The sequence below is a fragment of the Actinokineospora terrae genome, assembly GCF_900111175.1.
Lineage (GTDB): Bacteria > Actinomycetota > Actinomycetes > Mycobacteriales > Pseudonocardiaceae > Actinokineospora > Actinokineospora terrae.
Genome location: NZ_FOGI01000011.1, coordinates 213,656 through 234,994 on the forward strand (window position 1 = coordinate 213,656; position 21,339 = coordinate 234,994).

The 21,339-nt window shown below is 71.7% G+C and carries 21 protein-coding genes; 19 read left to right on the top strand and 2 right to left on the bottom strand.

Annotated features, from left to right (window positions below; translation table 11 throughout):
* Positions 1-17: 17 nt before the first annotated feature.
* The gene (locus BMY07_RS25045; RefSeq protein WP_092783501.1) at positions 18-962 is read right to left on the bottom strand and encodes a DJ-1/PfpI family protein; all 945 of its coding nucleotides are present in this window, start codon (positions 960-962) and stop codon (positions 18-20) included.
* A 71-nt stretch (positions 963-1,033) separates the two neighbouring features.
* On the opposite strand from BMY07_RS25045, the gene BMY07_RS25050 reads away from it, so the two are divergent.
* The 5 genes from BMY07_RS25050 to BMY07_RS25070 all read left to right on the top strand — a co-directional run bounded on the left by BMY07_RS25050 (position 1,034) and on the right by BMY07_RS25070 (position 4,537).
* Complete coding sequence (locus BMY07_RS25050; RefSeq protein WP_092783503.1) at positions 1,034-1,435, top strand: rhodanese-like domain-containing protein; 402 nt, start codon at positions 1,034-1,036, stop codon at positions 1,433-1,435.
* Positions 1,436-1,553: 118 nt separating this feature from the next.
* The gene (locus BMY07_RS25055; protein WP_218150759.1) at positions 1,554-2,183 is read left to right on the top strand and encodes a hypothetical protein; all 630 of its coding nucleotides are present in this window, start codon (positions 1,554-1,556) and stop codon (positions 2,181-2,183) included.
* A 32-nt stretch (positions 2,184-2,215) separates the two neighbouring features.
* A complete protein-coding gene (locus BMY07_RS25060; RefSeq protein ID WP_092783505.1) occupies positions 2,216-3,031 on the top strand; it encodes a hypothetical protein in 816 nt (271 codons plus the stop codon).
* A gap of 70 nt (positions 3,032-3,101) precedes the next feature.
* On the top strand, positions 3,102-3,623 hold the full coding sequence (locus tag BMY07_RS25065) for a methylated-DNA--[protein]-cysteine S-methyltransferase (RefSeq protein ID WP_092783507.1): 522 nt from the start codon (positions 3,102-3,104) through the stop codon (positions 3,621-3,623).
* On the top strand, positions 3,623-4,537 hold the full coding sequence (locus BMY07_RS25070) for a hypothetical protein (RefSeq protein ID WP_092783509.1): 915 nt from the start codon (positions 3,623-3,625) through the stop codon (positions 4,535-4,537). The genes BMY07_RS25065 and BMY07_RS25070 overlap by 1 nt, the downstream gene beginning before the upstream one ends.
* Here the strand turns inward: BMY07_RS25070 and BMY07_RS25075 are convergent.
* Positions 4,534-5,232 (bottom strand): FadR/GntR family transcriptional regulator, encoded by a 699-nt coding sequence (locus tag BMY07_RS25075; RefSeq protein WP_245782655.1) that lies wholly within the window; start codon positions 5,230-5,232, stop codon positions 4,534-4,536. The two genes, BMY07_RS25070 and BMY07_RS25075, sit on opposite strands and share 4 nt — an antisense overlap.
* A 196-nt stretch (positions 5,233-5,428) precedes the next feature.
* Here BMY07_RS25075 and edd point away from each other — a divergent pair, with 196 nt between their 5' ends.
* From edd to BMY07_RS25145, 14 genes are all read left to right on the top strand, one after another.
* On the top strand, positions 5,429-7,270 hold the full coding sequence (gene edd / locus BMY07_RS25080) for a phosphogluconate dehydratase (protein ID WP_177215753.1): 1,842 nt from the start codon (positions 5,429-5,431) through the stop codon (positions 7,268-7,270).
* An 11-nt stretch (positions 7,271-7,281) separates the two neighbouring features.
* Entirely contained in the window at positions 7,282-7,887 is a 606-nt protein-coding gene (gene eda / locus BMY07_RS25085) for a bifunctional 4-hydroxy-2-oxoglutarate aldolase/2-dehydro-3-deoxy-phosphogluconate aldolase (RefSeq protein ID WP_092783511.1), read from the top strand.
* 140 nt (positions 7,888-8,027) lie between these two features.
* Entirely contained in the window at positions 8,028-8,885 is an 858-nt protein-coding gene (locus tag BMY07_RS25090) for an SIS domain-containing protein (RefSeq protein WP_425426351.1), read from the top strand.
* 1 nt (position 8,886) lies between these two features.
* Entirely contained in the window at positions 8,887-9,741 is an 855-nt protein-coding gene (locus tag BMY07_RS25095; protein ID WP_092783515.1) for a class II fructose-bisphosphate aldolase, read from the top strand.
* Positions 9,738-10,643 carry a 1-phosphofructokinase family hexose kinase gene (locus BMY07_RS25100; RefSeq protein ID WP_092783517.1) on the top strand — a complete coding sequence of 302 codons (906 nt, stop codon included), beginning with the start codon at positions 9,738-9,740 and terminating at the stop codon, positions 10,641-10,643. The genes BMY07_RS25095 and BMY07_RS25100 overlap by 4 nt, the downstream gene beginning before the upstream one ends.
* A gap of 76 nt (positions 10,644-10,719) precedes the next feature.
* Entirely contained in the window at positions 10,720-11,064 is a 345-nt protein-coding gene (locus BMY07_RS25105) for a YidH family protein (protein ID WP_092783520.1), read from the top strand.
* 120 nt (positions 11,065-11,184) lie between these two features.
* Complete coding sequence (locus BMY07_RS25110) at positions 11,185-11,469, top strand: DUF202 domain-containing protein (RefSeq protein WP_092783523.1); 285 nt, start codon at positions 11,185-11,187, stop codon at positions 11,467-11,469.
* Positions 11,470-11,813: 344 nt separating this feature from the next.
* Positions 11,814-12,287: a helix-turn-helix domain-containing protein gene (locus BMY07_RS25115; RefSeq protein WP_092783526.1), complete on the top strand. Its 474-nt coding sequence runs from the start codon at positions 11,814-11,816 to the stop codon at positions 12,285-12,287.
* Between the two features lie 723 nt (positions 12,288-13,010).
* Entirely contained in the window at positions 13,011-13,364 is a 354-nt protein-coding gene (locus tag BMY07_RS25120; protein WP_092783529.1) for a hypothetical protein, read from the top strand.
* Positions 13,365-13,521: 157 nt separating this feature from the next.
* Positions 13,522-14,538, top strand: a complete 1,017-nt coding sequence (pstC, locus tag BMY07_RS25125; RefSeq protein ID WP_092783532.1) for a phosphate ABC transporter permease subunit PstC — start codon at positions 13,522-13,524, stop codon at positions 14,536-14,538.
* Positions 14,538-15,935, top strand: a complete 1,398-nt coding sequence (gene pstA / locus BMY07_RS25130) for a phosphate ABC transporter permease PstA (protein WP_245782642.1) — start codon at positions 14,538-14,540, stop codon at positions 15,933-15,935. Before pstC ends, pstA begins: the two co-directional genes overlap by 1 nt.
* Positions 15,932-17,527, top strand: a complete 1,596-nt coding sequence (pstS, locus tag BMY07_RS25135; RefSeq protein WP_092783535.1) for a phosphate ABC transporter substrate-binding protein PstS — start codon at positions 15,932-15,934, stop codon at positions 17,525-17,527. The genes pstA and pstS overlap by 4 nt, the downstream gene beginning before the upstream one ends.
* The gene (locus BMY07_RS25140; RefSeq protein WP_092783538.1) at positions 17,524-20,007 is read left to right on the top strand and encodes a type 2 periplasmic-binding domain-containing protein; all 2,484 of its coding nucleotides are present in this window, start codon (positions 17,524-17,526) and stop codon (positions 20,005-20,007) included. Before pstS ends, BMY07_RS25140 begins: the two co-directional genes overlap by 4 nt.
* Positions 20,008-20,332: 325 nt before the next feature.
* Positions 20,333-21,316 (top strand): substrate-binding domain-containing protein, encoded by a 984-nt coding sequence (locus BMY07_RS25145; RefSeq protein ID WP_092783541.1) that lies wholly within the window; start codon positions 20,333-20,335, stop codon positions 21,314-21,316.
* Positions 21,317-21,339 lie beyond the last annotated feature (23 nt).

Below are 21,339 nucleotides of genomic sequence, written 5' to 3' on the forward strand. Positions count from 1 at the left end.
GGCCTCTGGCCGCGATGCTAGCCGCGTTCGCGGAACGCCCGGCGGTACGCGGACGGGGAGGTGCGCATCGCGCGGGTGAAGTGGTGCCGGTAGGTGACCGGGGAGTCGAAGCCGACCGCGGCGGCGACGTCGGGGATGGGGTGCTCGCCGGACTCCAGCAGGGCGAGGCTGGCCTGGACGCGCTGGGTGATCAGCCAGCGGATGGGGCTGGTGCCCGCGGTCAGCCGGAACCGGCGCAGGTAGGTGCGGGTCGACAGGTGGGCGAGCCTGGCCAGCGACTCGACGGTGATCGGCGCCGCCAGGTTCGCCAGCGCCCACGTCATGCTCGCGGCCACCGCGTCCTCGGTCGGTTCCTGCACCGGCGCCTCGATGAACTGCGCCTGCCCGCCCTCGCGGTGCGGGGCCACCACCAGCCTGCGCGCCACCGCGTTGGCGACCGTGGCGCCGTGGTCGGCGCGGACCAGGTGCACGCACAGGTCGATGCCCGCCGCGCTGCCCGCGCTGGTGAGGATGTCGCCGTCGTCGACGTAGAGCACGTCCGCGTCGACCTCGACCGCCGGGTGCCGCTCGGCCAGCAGCGCCGCGTACTGCCAGTGCGTCGCCGCCCGCTTGCCGTCGAGCAGCCCGGCCGCGGCGAGGGCGAACGCGCCGGAGCAGATGGACACCAGCCGGGCGCCCCTGGCGTGCGCGGTCCGCAGCGCGGCCACCACCGGCTCCGGCACCGGCGACCGCACGTCCGACACCCCGGGGATGATCACCGTGTCGGCCGCGGCCAGGTCGTCGAGCCCGTACCCGGCCAGCATGGTGGCCCCGCCGACCACCCGGACCGGGCCGTCCGCGCAGATCACCAGCCGGTACCACGGCACGTCCAACTCGGGCCTGGACAGGCCGAAGACCTCGGTCACGATGCCGAGTTCGAACGGTGACATGCCGTCGTAGGCCAGGACGCTCACGGTGCGGATGGCGGAATGTTAGCGCACGGCGGCGTCCGCGCCACTTCCTCGACGGTCGGCACACCCGCAGGATCAGCGGCATGAACGCCATCGCCCACTTCACCGCCCGGCTCACCTTCGAGACCGACTCCAGCGACGTGCACGCCACCCTCCCGGCGGGCGGCTTCACCCTCGTCGACACCCGCTCCGCCGAGGCGTGGGCCCAGGGGCACGTGCTCGGTGCCATCCACCTGCCGACCAAGGACATCGCCGCGCGCGCCGCCGAACTGGTGCCGGCCGGGACCCCGGTTGTCACCTATTGCTGGGGACCGGGGTGCAACGGCGCCACCAAGGCGGCACTGGAGTTCGCCCGGCTCGGCTACCCGGTGCGGGAGATGCTCGGCGGCTTCGAATACTGGGCCCGCGAGGGATTCCCGGTCGAGGGCCGCTCGGTGCCGGTCGACCCGTTGACCACCGTCGTCACCGGGGGTTGCGGCTGCTAGACGGGGTCCACAGTGGACGGGTTGGACCCAATGGCCCAACGTGGAACGGAAACCGTTTCACCCCCTGGGGGCGAGGGTATCTACCCGGCATCACGCGATGTCCGGGAAGGAGAACCCGATGTCAACAGGTGCGATCATCGGCATCGTCGTCGCGGTCGTCGTCGTTGTCGCCATCATCGCGGTGGCGCTGCGGGCCAAGGCGCGCAGCAGCCACCTGCGAGACCGGTTCGGGGACGAGTACGACCGCACGGTCCGCGCGAGCTCCAAGCGCGAGGCCGAGCGGGAGCTGCTCGGCCGCGAGAAGCGGCACGCCGAGCTCGAGATCCGCGACCTGACCCCGGCCGAGCGCGAGGACTACACCTCGCGGTGGTCGTTGGTGCAGGCCGAGTTCGTCGACCGGCCCGGTGCCGCCGTCGACGAGGCCGACCGGCTGGTGACCGCGCTCATGTCCGACCGCGGCTACCCCGTCGACGGCGACCACGACCAGCGGGTCGCCGACCTCTCGGTCCGCCACTCGTCCACTGTGGAGCACTACCGGCTGGCCCGTTCGGTGCGCGCCAAGCACACCGGCGACGGGGACGCCTCCACCGAGGAGCTGCGCGAGGCGATCGTGCGCTACCGCGCGCTGTTCGACGACCTGCTCTCCGACGGTTCCGGCACGCCTGTCGACAAGTCCTCTGTGGACGGTCAGGTGACGGACCGGGCGGACACCGCCCACCCGCACGACGCCCGCCCCGCCACCCAGTGAGTCAGCCCCACGTCCCCACGGAAGGCCCAACCGTGACCAAGCCAGACAACGAACACCGGCTCCAGACCGAGGACCTGCTGGTCGACCGCGACACCGAGCACGCGACGACCGGCACCGGAAGAAAACCCGACGCGGACACCCACGACGGTGACATCCGCGACGGGGACACCTACGAGGGCGCCCGCGACGGGGACACCCGCGACGATGTCTACCGCGACGGCGAGGACACCCGCACCGCTGACACCACCTACGCGGGCACCACCCACGGTGACGCGGCCGACACCCCGCGCGGGGACTCGGCCTACCGGGACTCGGGCTACGCCGACGACGCTTATAGCGACACCGGCTACGGCGACCGCGACGAGGCGCGCACCGACCCGCCGAACTCGCTGACCGACCCCGACTCGACCGGCGCCGGGTACGCGGAGCCCGCCGGGTCCACGCACGCGGGGGCCGAGCACCCCGGGTCCGAACACACCGAGGCCGAGTACACCGAGAACGCGCCCACCGCGGCGATCCCCGAGCAGCAGAGCGTCCGCGAGGCAGGCCTCCCGGTCGCGACCGACGCCGAGGAGCCCGCCGCGCAGCTGTTCTCCGAGGACGAGGTCGGGCGCTTCCGCGAGCAGTGGCAGGCCATCCAGACCACCTTCGTCGACGACCCGCAGGACGCGGTCCGCGGCGCCGACCACCTGGTGGCCGAGGTGATGCAGGCCCTCGCGGCGACCTTCACCGAGCACAAGCGCGGCCTGGAAGAGCAGTGGCAGGGCGGGTCCGAGGCGCAGACCGAGGACCTGCGGCTCGCGCTGCGCCGCTACCGGTCGTTCTTCCACCAGCTCCTGCACTCCTGAGCTGTCGCCAGGTCCCCGTTTCCGGCACACTGCCGGGGGCGGGGATCTCGGCACGTCCGGAGGTGGTTCGGTGTACGCGCTGTTCGACACGGCGATCGGCCGGTGCGGGGTCGCCTGGGGTGAGCACGGCATCACCGCGGTGCAACTGCCCGAGCGCACCGAGTCGGCGACCGCGGCCCGGCTGCGCCGCTACGGCACCGAGGCCGAACCGCCCGCCGCGGTCGCGTCCGCGGTCGTGCGCATGACCGCCCTGCTCGACGGGGAACGCGACGACCTCACCGACATCGTCGTCGACCCCGAGGGCATTCCCGAGTTCGACCTGCGCGTGCACGCTGTCGCCCGCGCCATCCCGGTCGGCGAGACCCTCACTTACGGCGAGGTCGCCAACCTGATCGGCCTGCCCGGTTCGGCGCAGGCTGTCGGCCAGGCACTCGGCCGCAACCCTTACCCCATCGTCGTTCCGTGCCACCGGGTGCTGGGCGTGAACGGGAAGGTCGGCGGGTTCTCCGCGGGCGACGGCGCGGTCACCAAGCTGCGCATCCTGGGCATCGAGGGCGCCGCGCCCGGCGGCCAACCGTCCCTTTTCGACTGATGGGCGCCGACGCCCGCCTGCGCGAGGCACTGGTCACCGGGCCGTTCAGCCTCGCGCTGCGGCTGGCGCTGCGGGCAAGCGGGCTGAGCCTCGACCGCGTGCAGCACCGCCTCGCCGAACGCGAGGTGCCGGTGAGCAAGACGGCGCTGAGCAACTGGCAAAGCGGCCGCACACAACCGGAACGGCCGGACTCGTTGCGCGCACTCGCTGTGCTGGAAGAGATCCTGGTGCTCCCGGACCGCGCTTTGTCGTCACTGCTTGGCCCCCCGCGCCCGCGCGGCCGGTGGCTGACCCGCGCGCCGGACGACATGCGCGCCGACCAGGCGTGGGCGCGGCCGGACGGGTTGCTGCGCACGCTCGACAGCCTCGGGACCACGCTGGCCGCGGTCGACCGGATGTCGAAGGTGTCGCTCCAGGTCATCTGCGTCGTGGGCGCGGACCGGTTGCTGTGCCGGGTCGAGCACGTGGTCGTGCTCCGGGCCGAACAGGCGGGCGTCGACCGCTACACCGTCGCCTACCGCAGCGACCTCGGCGAACCGGAGATCACCGCGACGGTCGGGTGCAGGCAGGGGCGACGGCGCGGCGACGCGGAGACCGGGTTCACGACATTCGAGTTGTTGCTCGACCGCGGCCTGGCGGCGGGGGAGTTGGTGTCACTGGGGTACACGATCGCTCCCGGGTCGCCGGAGCTGTACCACTCGCAGCGGATCGGGGCGGCTACGCGGGTCTACGGGGCGATGGTCCAGTTCGACGCGGCCGCGCTGCCGGTCCGGGTCTACCGCCGCTTCCAGTCCTCCGTCGGCGAAACCGGCTGCGCGGAAACCGATCTCCAACTCGGCGCCACCGCCACGGCACAACACGTCGAAGCCGACCCACCACCCGGCATCCACCGCCTCGGCTGGGACTGGGACTAGGCCGCTCGTGCCGCTGTGATCCTGAGGCGGATGGGGGCGTAGTGGGCGGCTACCGCGGTGGCGAAGCTGTCGAGGTCGTTGGCGCGGGCGGCGGTGACGATGTCGCGGTGGAGCGTCACGGTGTCGTGCTCGTCGGTCGGGAGGCCCAGGTGGGGCGCGACCGTGGTGTAGACGTCCCAGAAGGCGTCGGTGAGCTGGCTGACCAGTTCGTTGCCGAGGGGGTGCACGAGCAGGGCGTGGAACGCGCGGTCGGCGCCGAGCGGGTCGTCGCCGGTGTCCATGCGGTCGACCAGGGCGTCCAGGCTGGCCAGGTGCTCGGCGTCCAGGGCGGTGACGATGCCCGCCGCGTTGCCGCGCTCGAACAGCTCGCGGACCTCCACCAGGTCCGACAGCACGCCGAACTCGTCGTCCGGGCTGAGCAGGCCGCGGAAGGTCAGGCCCTCCACCAGCGCCGACAGGCTGAGGCCGCCGACGTAGGTGCCGTGCCCGTGCCGCACCTCGACGATGTCGAGCGCGTCCAGCGTCTTGATCGCCTCGCGGACACTGGAACGGGAGGCGCCCAGCGCGGCGCACAGCTCGTTCTCCGTGGGCAGCGGGGCACCCGGGCGCAGGCGGTTGTCGAGGATGTAGCGCTTGATGCGCTCGCTGACCTCCTCGCGCAGCAGCGACCGGCCGACCCGTTCGTTGGACACCACCTCGGGCAACCCCTCTCCTGTCGTGGGCGACACCCTCTCACGTTCCGGCTGCCCCCGCGTCGGGCGATCGGGGCACCGCAGCTGAATCGATTTTGACACCCGCTCGGGCCAGTCGGTAGTTTCGGTGGCGCGGTGCACGCCAGTGTCGTCGTTCGCCCGGGGGAACAACACCGACGATGCCCGGAGAGTAGTGACGATGAGCGTGCCGTTGAACTCGGTCGTTGCCGATGTGACCGCGAGGATCGCCGCCCGCAGCGCCGGGAGCCGGTCGGACTACTTACGCCGGATGGCCGCCGCCGTGACGCCGCGGCCGATGCGCGCCGGGCTGGGGTGCAGCAACCTCGCGCACGGGTTCGCCGCCTGCGCGGGACCGGACCGGCTGGCCGTCAAGGGGGTCAGCGCGCCGGGGGTGGCGATCGTGTCCGCGTACAACGACATGCTCTCGGCGCACCAGCCGTTGCACGAGTTCCCCGGCTGGATCAAGGAAGCGGCCCGCCAGGCCGGTGGCGTCGCGCAGTTCGCCGGTGGGGTGCCCGCGATGTGCGACGGGATCACCCAGGGGCGGCCGGGCATGGAGCTCTCGCTGTTCAGCCGCGAGGTCATCGCCATGGCCACGGGTGTGGCGCTCTCGCACGACATGTTCGACGCAACGTTGCTGCTCGGGGTGTGCGACAAGATCGTCCCGGGGCTGCTGATCGGCGCGCTGGCGTTCGGCCACCTGCCCGCGATCCTGGTGCCCGCCGGGCCGATGGCCTCGGGGCTGCCCAACGGGGAGAAGGCGCGGGTCCGGCAGGCGTTCGCCGAGGGCAAGGCCACCCGTGACGACTTGTTGGCCGCGGAGTCGGCGTCGTACCACTCGCCGGGCACGTGCACCTTCTACGGGACGGCGAACTCGAACCAGCTCGTGGTCGAGGTCATGGGATTGCACCTGCCCGGCGCCAGCTTCGTCCCGCCCGGCACGCCGCTGCGGCGCGCGGTGACGGAGGCCGCAGCGCGGCGGGTCGTCGAGATCACGGCGCAGGGCTCGGAGTACACCCCGATCTCGCAGGTGGTGGACGAGCGGTCGGTGGTCAACGGGGTGATCGCGTTGTTGGCCACGGGCGGGTCGACCAACCACACGCTGCACCTGGTGGCCATCGCCGCCGCGGCCGGGATCCACCTGACCTGGGACGACTTCTCGGACCTGTCGTCGGTCGTGCCGCTGCTCGCCCGGGTCTACCCGAACGGGTCGGCGGACATCAACCACTTCGTTGCGGCGGGCGGTGTCCAGTTGCTGATCGGGGAGCTGCTCGACGCCGGGTTGCTGCACGGCGATGTGTCCACAGTGGCCGGTCCGGGGCTGGACCGGTACCGGCAGGAGCCGGTGCTCGACGGCGGGGTGCTGCGCTGGCGGGACGGGCTGCGCGAGTCGGCCGACCTCGACGTGCTGCGACCGGTGTCGGCGCCGTTCGCGGCTGACGGCGGGCTGCGGATGCTGGCCGGGAACCTGGGGCGCGCGGTGATCAAGGTGTCGGCGGTGGCCGAGGCGCACCGGGTCGTGGAGGCGCCCGCGCGGGTGTTCACCACGCAGGAGGCGGTCGCGGAGGCGTTCCGGGCGGGGGAGCTGGACCGGGACGTGGTGATCGTGTTGCGGCAGCAGGGACCCCGGGCGAACGGGATGCCGGAGCTGCACGGGCTGACGCCGTCGTTGAGCGCGGTGATGAGCAGGGGGCACAAGGTCGCGCTGGTGACCGATGGGCGCATGTCCGGGGCCTCGGGCAAGATCCCCGCCGCTATTCACTGCACGCCGGAAGCCGCGGCGGGTGGTCCCATCGCGTTGATCCGCGACGGCGACCTGGTTCGGTTGGACGCGGACGCCGGGCGGGTGGATGTCCTGGTCGCCGCTGAGGTTCTTGCGGCGCGGACGCCCGAGGACGTCGTGCCCGCGGAGTGGACGGGCACCGGGCGTGAGCTGTTCACCGCGCTCCGTCGCGCCGTGGGCCCTGCCGACCAGGGCGCAAGCGTTTTCGCACCGTTCGACCTGGTCCCGGCGCTGTGAGGAGTCGTTCGATGAGCTTGCTCGATGTGTCGCCGGTGGTGCCGGTCGTGGTGGTCGACGACGTGGCGCGCGCGGTGCCGTTGGCCGAGGCGTTGGTGCGCGGCGGGGTCCGGATCATCGAGGTGACGCTGCGGACCGACGCGGCCCTGGAGTCCATCCGGCGGATCGTGGACGAGGTCCCGGACGCGGTGGTCGGCGCGGGCACGGTGACGACGCCCGCGCTGGCCGCCGCCGCGTTGGCCGCGGGCGCGAAGTTCCTGGTGACCCCCGGCACGACGGACTCCGTACTCGCCGCCGCCGCGGACACCGGCCTCCCCGTCCTCCCCGGCGCCGCCACCGTCTCGGAAGCCATGCGCCTGGCCGAACTCGGGTACTCGGACCTCAAGTTCTTCCCCGCCGAGGCCGCGGGCGGCATCCCCTTCCTCAAGTCCATCGCGGGCCCGCTCCCCACCCTCCGCTTCTGCCCCACCGGCGGCATCACCGCCACCACAGCCCCCACCTACCTATCCCTCCCCAACGTCGGCTGCGTAGGCGGCAGCTGGCTGACCCCCACCACCGCCGACCCATCCACCATCGAACGCCTGGCCCGCGAGGCCACCGCTCTCCGCTCCGGCTAGCCCCGCCTCACCGCTCCCGGGAACCCGGATCACACCCTCGTCCAGCGGTCGAATTGGTTGAGACATCTGACCTCTTCGGCTGGTAGTCTGCGCACTGCTGCACTGTGGGCGCCGGTAATGTGCAGCTCTGAGCACGGAGGGTGGCCATGTCGTTCGTCGCGGTGGAAATCGCGGGGCAGCCGGGGTGTTGGGGGCGGGTGAGCGGGGCGCCGGTGGCCCGGGTGGGCGAGCGGGTGGCTGTGGTGGGGTGCGGGACGTCGTGGTTTGTGGGGATGGCGTTCGCCGCGTTGAGGAGTGCGCGGGGGGAGTGGACGGATGCGTTCGCGGCCTCTGAGGCAGACCTGGGGCGTGGGTACGACCGGGTAGTGGCGATCACGCGGTCTGGGACGACCACCGAGGTTGTGGATCTGCTGGAGCGGGTCGACCTGCCGAGCACGGTGATCACGGGGGTTGCGGATTCACCTGCGGCGGAGTTGGCCGGCGAGACGGTGTTGCTCGACTTCGCCGATGAGCAATCCGTGGTCCAGACCAGGTTCGCGACGACCGCACTGGCGCACCTGCGGGCGTCGCTCGGGGAAGACCTGTCCGCGGCCATCGCCGACGCGGGAACGGCGCTCGAAGTTGACCTCCAGGACCTCCCGGACGCCGAGCAGTTCACCTTCCTCGGGCAGGGTTGGACCGTGGGACTCGCGCACGAAGCCGCCCTGAAGATCCGGGAAGCCGCCGGGTTGTGGAGTGAGTCGTACCCGGCCATGGAGTACCGGCACGGGCCGATCAGCATCGCGCAGCCGGGTCGGGTCGCCTGGGTGTTCGGGCAGGCGCCGGACGGGCTCGAGGCGGACATCGCCAAGACCGGGGCCACCTACGTCGGCAGCGACCTGGATCCCATGGCGCAGCTCGTGCTCGCCCAGCGGGTCGCGGTGGAAGCCGCGCTGCGGCGGGGGTTGGACCCGGACCGGCCGCGCAACCTCACCCGTTCCGTCGTCCTCGGCGCCTGAGATGCCACTCGTCCCCACCGCCGCCATCCTCGGCGCCGCGGCCGGTCGCGGTGTCGGGGCGTTCAACGTCATCCAGGTCGAGCACGCCGAAGCCGTCGCCGCCGGTGCCGAGCGCGCGGGTGCCGCGGTCGTGCTGCAGATCAGCGAGAACTGCGCGCGCTACCACGGCGCCCTGGAACCCATCACCCTCGCGACCATGGCCGTTGCCAGGAACGCCAGCGTGCCCGTCGCGGTCCACCTCGACCACCTCGAATGCACCGAGCTGGTCGAGGAAGGCCTGCGCCTCGGCGTCGGCTCGGTCATGTTCGACGCCTCCGCGCTGCCCTACGCCGACAACGTTGCGCTCACCACCGCCGTCGTGCGCCGCTGCCACGCGGCCGGGATCCCGGTCGAGGCCGAGCTCGGTGAGATCGGCGGCAAGGACGGCCACGCGCCCGGCGTGCGCACCGACCCCGACGAGGCCGCCGCGTTCGTCGCCGCGACCGGGGTGGACGCGCTCGCCGTCGCCGTGGGCAGCAGGCACGCGATGCTGACCAGGGACGCCCGGCTCGACCTCGCCCTGGTCGCCGCGATCCACGCCGCAGTGCCGGTCCCGCTGGTGCTGCACGGGTCCTCCGGCGTGCCGGACGCCGCGCTCGCCGCCGCCGTGCGGGCGGGCATCACGAAGGTCAACATCGGCACCCGGATCAACGCCGTGTTCACCGCGGCCGCCCGGTGCGCGCTCGCCGACGACGAGTCCCTCGTGGACACCAGGAAGTACCTCGGCCCGGCCCGCGCCGCGGTCGCCGCCGAGGTGGCCGGACTGCTGGGTGTGCTGGGCGCGGTCCCGGCACGGAAGATCGGGACAACCGGATGATCCTCACCGTCACCGCCAACCCCGCCCTCGACGTGAGCTACCGCGTCGACCGGCTGCGCCCCGGCCACGTCCACCGCATCGGCGCGGTGTTCGAGCGCGCGGGCGGCAAGGGCTTCAACGTCAGCCGGGTGCTGCACGACCAGAGCGTGCCCACCAGGGCGCTCGGCCCGGTCGGCGGCATCCTCGGCGACTCGCTGCGCGCGGACCTGCTCGACGCCGGGTTGCCGCACGACCTGCTGCCGGTCGCCGCCGCGACCAGGATGACCATCGCGGTGGTCGCGGACGAGGCCACCACGTTCAACGAGCCGGGCGGCCCGCTCTCGGCGTTCGACTGGTCCCGCCTGCACGACCTGGTGCGGTCGTACCTGCCGCGCACCGAGGTGCTGGTCTGCTCGGGCAGCCTCCCGCTCGACGCGCCGGACGAGTCCTATGCGGACTTCGTCGCGCTCGCCGCGGAGTTCGGCGTGCCGACCGTGGTGGACGTCGGCGGTGCCCCGCTGCGCGCGGCGGCCGAGGCCGGGGTCGCCATCGTGAAGCCGAACGCCGAGGAACTCGCGGCCGCGGTCGACGACGACGACCCGGTGGCCGGTGCCCGGCAGCTGCGCGCGCTGGGTGCCGAGGCCGTCGTCGTCTCGCTCGGCGCGGACGGTCTGCTGGCCGCGACCCCCGACGGCGAGTGGCGCGCGACCCTGCCCGAACCGGTCGCCGGCAACCCGACCGGCGCGGGTGACGCCGCCGTCGCCGCACTCGCCGACAGCCTCCGCCGCGGCCTCACCTGGCCCGAACGCCTCCGCCTCGCCGTCACCTGGGCAGGCGCCGCCGTCGCCGCCCCCCTCGCGGGCACCGTCGACCACGATGTCCTGCGCGCCCTCTACAACCAGGTCGACGTCACCCCGCTCTAGTCACCGTGGGGATGCCCACTGAGCAGCGGCACCAGCCTCCCGGCGACCTAGGATGCGCGGGGAGGCGATGCGACCGATGGGTGAGACAGTGGGCGAGGAACCGGACTACCGGTTCACGCTGGCCAACGAACGCACCTTCCTGGCCTGGGTCCGCACCGCCCTCGCCCTGGTGGCAGGCGGCGTCGCGGTCTGGCAGTACCTCCCGGACATGGGCCTGCCCGCCCTGCGCTCCGGCATCGGCATCGCCCTGGTGCTCCTGGGAACCGTGCTCGCCGCACTCAGCCACCACCGCTGGCGCGTCACCCAGCGCGCGATGCGCTCGGGGGAGCCGCTGCCCGCCGGTCTCCAGGTACCGCTGGTGGCCATCGGGGTGAGCGTGGTGGCAACCGCGGTCCTGATCCTCGTCATCGTCGGCCGGTGACCGTGAGCGGTGCCCCTGTGACTCCTGGTCGCCCACTGATTACTGTGGACGGTCGGCTGTGGCCATTTCCCTAACAGCCGCTGAAGCGATCTGCCGCGCATCGATCGCGGGCGGTGGGCTGTGACCACTGAGGACCGTGGGTTGCAGGCCGAGCGGACGCGGTTGGCGTGGTCGCGGACGGGGTTGGCTTGTGCCGGGGTGGGGGCCTTGCTGCTGCACGGGGCGATGACGCCCGTGGCGGTGGGGGGTGGGGTGGGGGTGTTGCTGTGCTCGCTGGCGATGGTCCTGTGTGGAGCGCGGCGGTACCGGGGGCGGGTGTTGGTGCTGCCCGCGTGGGTGGGGCTGGTGGCGGTGGTGCCGTGCGTGGTCGTGGTGCTGGTGTTGGTGGTGGGGCAGCGGGGGTGACCCGGGGCCGGTGCGGCACCACCGACCCCGGGCTCGCACTCGCTCGGACCCCGCCCCGCCGCAGGAGGGGGGCGGCGGGCTTCGACGCGGGGGCCGTGAGCCTGGTGCCCGGGCAGTATCCGCTGGTACCCGGCAGGTGGTCCAGCCCTACCGCGCGGTAGGAACGCCGCGGTCGTCGCGCTACGCAGTGTGGAGTTCACCCGGTGTGGGCTCACTCGATGGTGGCACAGTCCGCGCGCGCCGGGTGCGCCGAAAGCAAATGTGCGTAACGTGGCACCAATCGGGGAAACCGCAGGTCAGCGCGCTGTCGAGAACAGGGCCCCACACGGGACGGGGGAAGCGGCATGGATGGTGTGGCATACCAGCGCGCGCTGGGGCGTGAGTTGCAGCAGTTGCGGATGCGCCGAAGGTGGACGCGGGCGCAGCTCGTGCAGCGGCTGCCCAACGAGCTCTCCGCCCAGGCGCTCGCCTCATACGAGACCGGGACCCGCTCCTGCACCGTCGTCCGGTTCGTCCAGTTGTGCACCGCGCTGGAGGCCTCCCCGCACGACCTGCTGGAGCGGGTGCACGACCAGGTCAGCCACGAGGAGTACCCGGCGTCGCTGAAGGTCGACCTCACCGAGCTGGCCAGTGACTCGCGCCCGGAGCTGGCCCCGGCGCACCGCTGGGCGGTCACCGAGGTCGCCAGGCACGCGGCGAGCACCCGCGACCTCGACATCAGCGCGCTGGAGTCCCTCGCCGCCCTGTGTGGACTGTCCACTGTCGAGCTGGTCCGGATGCTGCGCTCCGGCGGCAAGGTCGACGCGGTCGCCGAGTAGTGCCTGGGAGCACTGCTCCTGGGGTGGTCTAAGAGCGGGTAGCCGCCAGGCGAACGGCGGTTGACCGCCAGGGCGGTGCACGAGCCCGCGGTCGGTCGCCGATCGCGCGGGCCCGCCGGTGTTCGGTGCATATCGTCGCGACCATTGCGCGCGTAACAGCTTCATGATCGGTACAGCCCCGCGCGGGGAGAACTCCACTGCGCCGGGGTGCCCCTCCGTGGGCGCCTGCGGGCCGATCGGCGACCGCGCCGGGGGAGATCGCCGCGCTCGACCGGCCGCGGGCCTTTGTCGCCGAATTCGTCCGCTTCGGCGATGTCGATCAGCCGTCCGCCGCGCCGGGCGTCGCTGCGGGCGATCGCGCGGACACCGCAAGTGCCGCAACGGATCCAGCCCGGGTGTGACCCGCGCGACCTTCTCGGGCGAATGTGGACCCAGGTCCAGCCGAAAACGTTGCACGCACCCCGCGACCGTGACCGGATCGGCACGCAGCGTTCCGGTTTACAGCCTTTACCGGCGGCCGTGGTGGTGATTTTCCGCCACCTGGCGAGATCTATAGCGGCTAAGGCGTTACACGTGGTTTCCGAGTTGTGACAATTGGTTGCCCGTCGTCCGTCGTGAGCGTGATCGCAACCGAGCGGACGCCGTGGATTTTTCTCCCGTACACCCCGGAACAAGACGATTCGCGCACACGTCGGGGTGTGCCAGTTGATGGGAGAAACCTCGATGGCCCTCGCTCGCTTCCAGATCTACAGATCCGCCGACGACGCGGTGACGTGGCGGTTCCTCTCCGCCAACAACCGCAGCCTCGGCCAGGCCGCGCAGCGGTTCGTCGACGCCGAAACCTGTTCACGGGCGATGTTGGAACTGCGCACCAGGCTCACCGAGACCTCGGCCACCACGGCGCGGGAGACCCCGTCGCAGTTGTGGTCGTGGCGGGTTCGGCTCGCCGGGCTCGACCTCGCGGTGTCGAGTCGGAAGTACCACCGGCGGGTGCAGGCGCAGTACGCGTGCCGCAGTTTTCTCGGCCTCGTCGCCGAAGCCCAGATCGCCGACCTCCCGCGCGTGGTGCATTTCTGATGCTCGGATCCGCCCATTCCCGGCGCTGCCATTCGGCGTATCCGAGGTCGGAGAATCCGGTGCGTTCGTCCGTTGTTCACACCGGGATGTGGACGCGGCCAACTGGGCGGGTTTGGCTATCGCCCATAACCCAGTCTGCGATCCGGAGCAACCCCAGATGACCCAGTTGACGAGCGCGCCCGGTCCGGTCGCGGTCGCCGAGGCACCGCGCAGGCGGGTGTCGCTGCCCGGCGGGATCGACCGGGTGTTCCGCACCGTGCTGCGCGGCGCCGGGTTGACCGTGCTGGCCCTGATGGCCACGGTCGGCGTCTTCCTGCTCATCCGCGGCCTCGGCGCGTTCTCCAGCGCGGGCTTCGGCTTCGTCACCACCCAGGCGTGGCAGCCGGACTCGGGGAACTTCGGCATCGCCGCGGTGCTGGTGGGCACGCTGCTGATCGCCTCGGTGGCGCTGGTGGTCGCCTTCCCGCTGGCCACCGGCATGGCCCTCTACATCTCCGAGTACGCGCCGCGGCGCGTGCGCGGGTTCTTCACCAGCCTGATCGACCTGATGGCCGCGGTGCCCAGCGTCGTCTACGGCCTGTTCGGCTCCACGCTGCTGCAGTGGAAGGGCACCGACATCCCGAAGTGGCTGTCCATCCAGTTCGGCTGGATCCCGTTCCTGGACGTGCCCGAGGCCGACCCGGACAACCCGCTCTCGCCCAACGGGGTCTACATGACCTCCACCTTCTGGGCGGGCCTGGTGGTCGGGTTCATGATCATGCCGTTCATCTGCTCGGTGATGCGCGAGTCGTTCACCCAGGCGCCGCAGGGCGAGCGGGAGGGCGCCTTCGCGCTCGGCTCGACCCGCTGGGGCATGATCCGCAGCGTCGTGCTGCCCTTCGGCCGCTCCGGCATGATCGGCGGCACCATGCTCGGCCTGGGCCGCGCGCTCGGCGAGACCATCGCGGTCGCCATGATCATCTCGCCGGTGTTCGTGATCCAGCCGCACATCCTGGGCTCCGGCGCGAACTCGGTCTCCGCGCTGATCGCCCAGCAGTGGGGATCGGCGAGCCCGTTCGGCCTCGGCGCGCTGATGGCCGCGGGCCTCGCGCTGTTCATGCTGACCCTGGTGGTCAACTTCGCCGCCTCCGCGGTCATCGCCCGCAGCCGGTCCGGCCAGGGGAGTGACGCCTGATGTCCACAGTGGAGCAGACGCCGATGGAGCAGCCCGCCCAGCGGCAGGGTCAGCCGAGGCACAGCAGACAACAGCAGGAGACGACCCGGGAGATCCCGGCCCACCAGGGTGGTGCCGACTTCATCGGCCAGGTCACCACCCGGCAGCCGGGACCGCCGCGCGTCGGCCCGCCGGAGGTCCGCCGCGACACCAGGACCATCCGCGGCACCGACATCGTGGCCGCGTTCGGCGCGCTGGTCGCCGCCGCGGCGCTGACCGGGGTGCTCTTCGACCAGATCGCCCCGTTCTCCGGGGTGGTCGGCTTCATCGCCATCGCCTACCCGCTGTTCCTGGCGATCTACGCGCTGCTGGTGTCGCTGGAGGAGAACGCACTGACGGTGCGCGACAAGGTGGTCTCCGCCGTCGTGCACAGCACGGCCGTCATCGCCATCGGCGCGCTCGGCGCGATCATCTTCTACCCCATCTGGATGGGCTGGGACGCGCTGTGGAAGTCCAACTTCTACACCGAGGACATGGCCGACGCGGGCACCCTCGACCCGCTCGAGCTCGGCGGCATCCTGCACGCCATCGTCGGCACGCTGGAGCAGATCAGCATCGCGCTGGTCATCACCGTCCCGCTCGGACTGGCCACCGCGGTGTTCCTCAACGAGACCAGGGGCGTGTTCACCCGGCTGGTGCGGACCGTGGTGGAGGCGATGACCGCGCTGCCCTCCATCGTGGCTGGCCTGTTCGTCTACGCCTCGCTGATCCTGCTGCTGGGCTTCCAGCGCTCCGGGTTCGCGGCGGGTACCGCGATCAGCATCATGATGCTGCCGATCATGATCAGGGCCGCTGACGTGGTGCTGCGGCTGGTGCCCAGCTCGCTGCGCGAGGCGTCGCTGGCGCTGGGTGCCGGGCAGCTGCGCACGGTGTGGCACGTGGTGCTGCCGACCGCGCGCTCCGGCCTGACCACCAGCGTGCTGCTGGCCACCGCCCGCGGCGTCGGCGAGACCTCGCCGGTGCTCATCGCCGCCGGGTTCACCCCCTACCTCAACGCCAACCCGTTCGTCGACGCCCAGGTCTCGCTGCCGCTGGCGACCTACCAGATGGTCGGCTCGTCCGAGGAGACCATGCAGACCAGGGCCTTCGGCGCCGCGACAGTGCTGATCGTGCTGGTGCTCGTGCTGTTCGTCCTGGCCCGGGTGCTCGGCGGCCGCGGCGCGGGCGCGCTGTCCAACGGCCAACTCCGCCGCAGGGCGCGGGCCTCGGCGCGCGACCGGGAGCGCTACATCGCCGCGCGCGCCCACCAGCAGGCGCACTTCCTGCCCGACCCCCAGCAGCCGCCCGGCCCGCAGCAGTACGGCCCCCAGCAGCCCAGCCCCCAGCAGCCCGACCCGCAGCAAGGAGCTCAGTCATGACCCCGCAGGGACGCACGCGTGGGCGGGTGGTGGGCCTGCTCACCACGCTCACCGTGCTCGTCACCGTGGCGGTCGGGTTCGCCCCGGCCGCGTCCGCCCAGGGCTACGTGCCGATCAGCGGCTCGGGGTCGACGTGGAGCTTCAACGCGCTCGACCAGTGGCGCAAGAACGTCCAGCAGTTCGGCATCCGGATCAACTTCTCCGGCACCGGCTCGACCGACGGCCGCAACCAGTTCAAGGCCAACCAGGTCGACTTCGCCGTCTCCGAGATCCCCTACGGGCTCACCGACGGCGGCGTGAAGGACGAGCCGCCCAAGGACGGCAACTTCGCCTACATGCCGATCGTCGCGGGCGGCACCTCGCTGATGTACAACCTGAACATCGGTGGCAAGCGGGTCACCAACCTGCGCCTGTCCGGCGACACGGTGACCAAGATGTTCACCCGCAAGATCACCATGTGGAACGACCCGGCGATCGCCGCGGACAACCCGGCGCTGAACCTGCCCGCCCGGCAGATCCTGCCGGTGGTGCGCAGCGACGGGTCCGGCTCCACCGCGCAGTTCACCAGCTACCTCGCCGACCAGCACGCCGCGGTGTGGGACGAGTTCTGCGCCAAGGCGGGCCGCAAGACCCCGTGCGGGTTCACCTCCAGCTACCCCGCCTACGCCGGGATCGTCGGCCAGGTCGGCTCGATCGGCGTGGCCAACTACGTGCGCCAGGCGCAGAGCGACGGCGCCATCACCTACGTCGAGTACTCCTACGCCAAGAACGCCGGTTTCCCGGTCGCCAAGCTGCTCAACAAGAGCGGCTACTACATCGCGCCGACCGCGCAGGCCGTGGCGGTCGGGTTGCTGCAGGCGCAGATCGACCCCAACGACCTGACCCAGAAGCTGCAGGGCGTCTACAACTCGACCGACAGCCGCACCTACCCGATGTCGAGCTACAGCTACATGATCTTGCCGACCGCGGTGAAGGGCAACTTCAACGAGCTCAAGGGCAAGACGCTCTCGGACTTCGCCTACTACTTCCTGTGCGAGGGCCAGCAGCAGGCCGAGCGGCTCGGGTTCTCGCCGCTGCCGATCAACCTGGTGACCGCGGGCCTCAAGCAGGTGGAGCGGATCCCCGGCTCGACGAAGAAGCCGACCGACATCTCCAAGTGCAACAACCCGACCTTCTCCACCAACGGCTCCAACACCCTGGCCGAGACCGCGCCGCGGCCCGCTGACTGCGACAAGGTCGGCTCGACGGTCCAGTGCGACGCCGCGGGCAAGTCGGTGACCAAGAAGGGCGGCACCACCAAGACGACCGGCGCGGCCAAGCCGGGGGAGACGGCGCCGGGTGCCGCCGAGGCGGCGGGTACCGATCCCGGGGCGGCGGGGGCGACCGGGGGCGACACAGCGGCCGAGGGGTCCGCCGACGGCGAGGGCGATGCCGGGACCGACGGGGGCAGCCTGTCGGCGATCCCGGTCTCGGTCGACCTGCCCCAGGACGACGGCACGCTGCTCGTCGTGGTCGCCGCGGTGCTCATGGTGGTGCTCGTCGCCGGACCGCCGCTGGCGGCCCGGCTGATGCGGGGCAAGGGGGGATCATGATCCGGCACCGGGTGGGACGACTGCTGCTCGTGGCGCTGGTGCTCGCGACCGGCGGCGCGCTGATGGTGCCCGCCACCGCGGCGGCGGCGCCGACCACGCCTGCCCCGGCGTCCGCGGTGACGGTGAGCGGCTCCGACGCGTTCGCGTCGTTGAGGTTCACCGTCGCGCAGACCAAGGGCCTGATCAACCAGACCGTGCACCTGTCGTGGACCGGCGCCAAGCCCACCGACTCCGGGCGCGGCTACAACTACCTGCAGATCATGCAGTGCTGGGGTGACGACGCCGCGGGGCCGCGGCGCGAGCAGTGCCAGTACGGCACGCCGATCGCGGCCTCCTACATCTCGGCGGCGCAGTGGTCGCGCTCGCTGTCGGTGCGGCCCAAGAAGCTGCCCCCCGGCGAACCCGACCCCCCGGGCGTGCTCATCGACAAGGCGGAGCTGACCCCGGAGCAGACCGACAAGCCCGGCTCGGCGACGTACCTGCCGTTCGTCCCGGTCGAGGCCTCCGGTCCGCCGACCAAGCCGAGCGAGCCGGGCTACGGCCTGTACTTCGACCCCAGCACCACCAACGAGGTGCAGTTGGGCGTCACGAGGGAAGACGGCAACGGCGCGATCGACTTCGAGATGCAGACCACGCTGGAGGCGCCCGGCCTCGACTGCGGTCGGGTGCGCACCTCGGGCCCCGACGCGGGCAAGCCGCGGCACTGCTGGCTGGTCGTGGTCCCCCGCGACGACACCGAGGTCAACGGCAAGAAGGTCACCGTCCCGACCGACCAGGGCGGGCACCTGCACGACTACCTCGACTCCTCCCCGCTGAGCCAGTTCAACTGGAACCGGCGGCTGCCGCCGATCCGGCTGGACTTCGAGCCGGTCGGCCTGTCCTGCCCGCTGGGCAAGGCCGAGCGCGCCCTCAGCGGCAACGAGTTCGTCGCCGACGCGGTCCTGCGCTGGCAGCCCGCGCTGTGCGCGAACGACGGCCCGGTGTTCGGCTTCGTGCAGATGCCCGACCGGCAGGCCCGCGACCTGCTCGGCGGCGACGACCCCGGGCTGGTCTTCCTCGCCAAGCCTGCCGCCAAGGCGTCGATGATCGACGACAGGGCGCTGGTGTACGCGCCGGTCTCGATCTCGGCCTACACCGTGGCGTTCATCATGGAGCGCCAGCCGCCCGGCAACGCGCCTGCCGAGGTGAAAGCCAACGACGGCAAGCTCATCGAGCAGCTCAAGCTCACCCCCCGGCTGGTGGCCAAGCTGCTCACCCAGTCCTACTCCGGGGCCATCCCCGGCGGACCGGACTACCTCAAGGGCAACCCGACCCGGCTGAGCCAGGACGAGGAGTTCCTCATCCTCAACCCCGAGTTCCGCAAGTACGCCTCGCTGAGCATGTTCACCGTCGACGCCATGGCGTCCTCGGTGGACATGGACGCCAACGAGTCGCTGTGGGAGTGGGTCAACGCCGACCCGGAGGCGCGCGCCTGGCTCAACGGCACGCCCGACCAGTACGGCATGAAGGTCAACAAGAACCACCAGAACGTCGCGCTGCCGGTGCAGAACTTCCCCAAGTCCGACCTGACCTGCGTGCAGGAGAAGGTCAACGGGCTCAAGGCCGAGGTGTGCGGCAACACGCGCCACCCGCTGGCCGCGGACATGCACGAGGCGGGCCGCTCGGTCAACCGCGGTGACACCCTCGGCCGCGAGCCCAACGGCGTGCGCGACCCCAACGACCGCGAGCGCTCGGCCTTCTCCAAGATCGGCCGTTCCGTGGTCGGCAAGCGCGCGATGCTGGCCGTGGTCGACACCGCGACCGCGCGGCGCTACGGCCTGACCGAGGCGCTGCTGCGCAACGCGGCGGGGGAGTTCGTCGCCCCGAGCGAGGCCGCGGTGCTCGCCGGTGTCGCCGAGATGACGCCGAGCGACACCCCCGGCGTGAAGATCACCAACCCCCGGCCCAAGGCTGCGAACGCCTACCCGCTGCCCGCGGTCACCTACGCCGCCACCGCGCCGTCGATGCTGACCAAGGACTCGGGCAAGGACTACGCAAGGCTGCTGCGCTACGTCACCGGCGACGGGCAGGTCCCCGGTGAGGGCACCGGCAAGCTGCCCGCGGGCTACATCCCGCTCCCGCAGGACATGCGCGACCAGGCCGCGGCGACCGCGACGGTGATCGAGCGGGACGCGGGCATCAAGCCGCCCGTGCCGCCGGAGCCGGTCGAGGAGCCCGCCGCCGACACCGCGACCGAGGACCCGGCGCCCGCGCCGGAGCCCGCGCCCGCACCGGAACCCGCTCCGGCGCCCGCACCCGCTCCGCAGGCCGCCGTGCCACCGGCGAAGACGACCCCGGTGGCGCAGAGCAAGACCACACCGTCCACTCCGGTCGCGTGGGTGATGCGCTACCTGCTCGCCGGGCTGCTCATCGCCGGTGGGCTGACCACCGCGGCAGGCCCGGTGCTGACCAGGCTCGGCGCCCGCACGAGGGTCGGGTGAGCGGCGGTGGTGCGCTCGGTAGTCCGTTCGTCACTGTCCAGAGTGGACAGTCTGTTGCCAACGCCCTGTTCGCCAACCGGCCATGTAGCGGTGCCTGGGATGACAACTGCGCCGCGATACACCGGGTGTGGGGACGATCCGGCCGCGGATCGCGCGGGCGTGGCGAGGGGGTGAGACGGCCGACCGGCCCGAGGCGGAGTAGCGACTCCGCCACCGGACCGGCCGGACCTGCTGCGTGGCTCCGGTGGTCAAGGCCTGACAACCACCCACCGGGACGTGCTCGGACACCAGTCCGCGCACCACTGCGAAGAAAAGGATACAGGTAGTGAGCAAGAAGCAGCGTTTGATCGTCGTGGCCGCCGCCGCGCTGGCGATGGCAGCGGCGTTCTCGACCACTGCCCAGGCGGACCCGACCGGTGCGCCGACCTTCCGCGAGCTGGTGGGCACCGGCTCCGACACCACCCAGACCGTGCTCAACGGCCTGGCCGACGTCGTGACCATCAACGGCACCAAGGTGCTGGGCTCCTACGACGCCCGCGGTACCGCGAACATCACCACCAAGGACGCGGCGACCAGCCCGAAATGCACCTTCGTGCGCCCGGAGAACTCCGGCCAGGGTGTCACCACGCTGAAGAACAACCTCACCAGCGGTGACGGCTGCGTGCAGTTCGCGCGCTCGTCGTCGAACTCGGCCGCGGCGAACCCGGACCTGAAGTTCATCCCCTTCGCCATCGACGCCCTCACCTACGCGGTGCGCAGCGACAGCGCGGTGCCGAAGAAGCTCACCAAGGCCCAGCTGACCGCGATCTACACCTGCACCAACACCGCGTTCAAGCCGCTGGCGCCGCAGTTCGGTTCCGGCACCCGCTCGTTCTTCGTCCGCTCGGTCATGCCGACCGGCACCGTGGACTCGGCGAACCTGTTCGGCCCGACCGGCCAGTACCCGTGCGTCACCGACAAGGACGCCGCGGGCGAGGGCATCCAGGAGCACGTCGGCACCTACCTGACCGACACCCGCCACCTGCTGCCCTACTCGATCGCGGTCTACAACTCGCAGGTCTACGGCAACGCCCCGGCCGCCCAGGGCAAGGCTGTTCTCGGCACCGTCGACAACATCCAGCCGACCAACCTGAACACCTCCTCGGTGTTCAAGCGCGACGTCTACAACGTGATCCCGGCCGACAAGCTGACCGTGGCCCCGTACAGCACCGTCTTCGTCGGCGGCGACTCCCTGATCTGCCAGCGCGGCGACATCATCACCCGCTACGGCTTCGGTGTCGCCGGCAACTGCGGCGTTCCGGTCCAGTAACTCCCCACCCCCTTTTCTTCGCT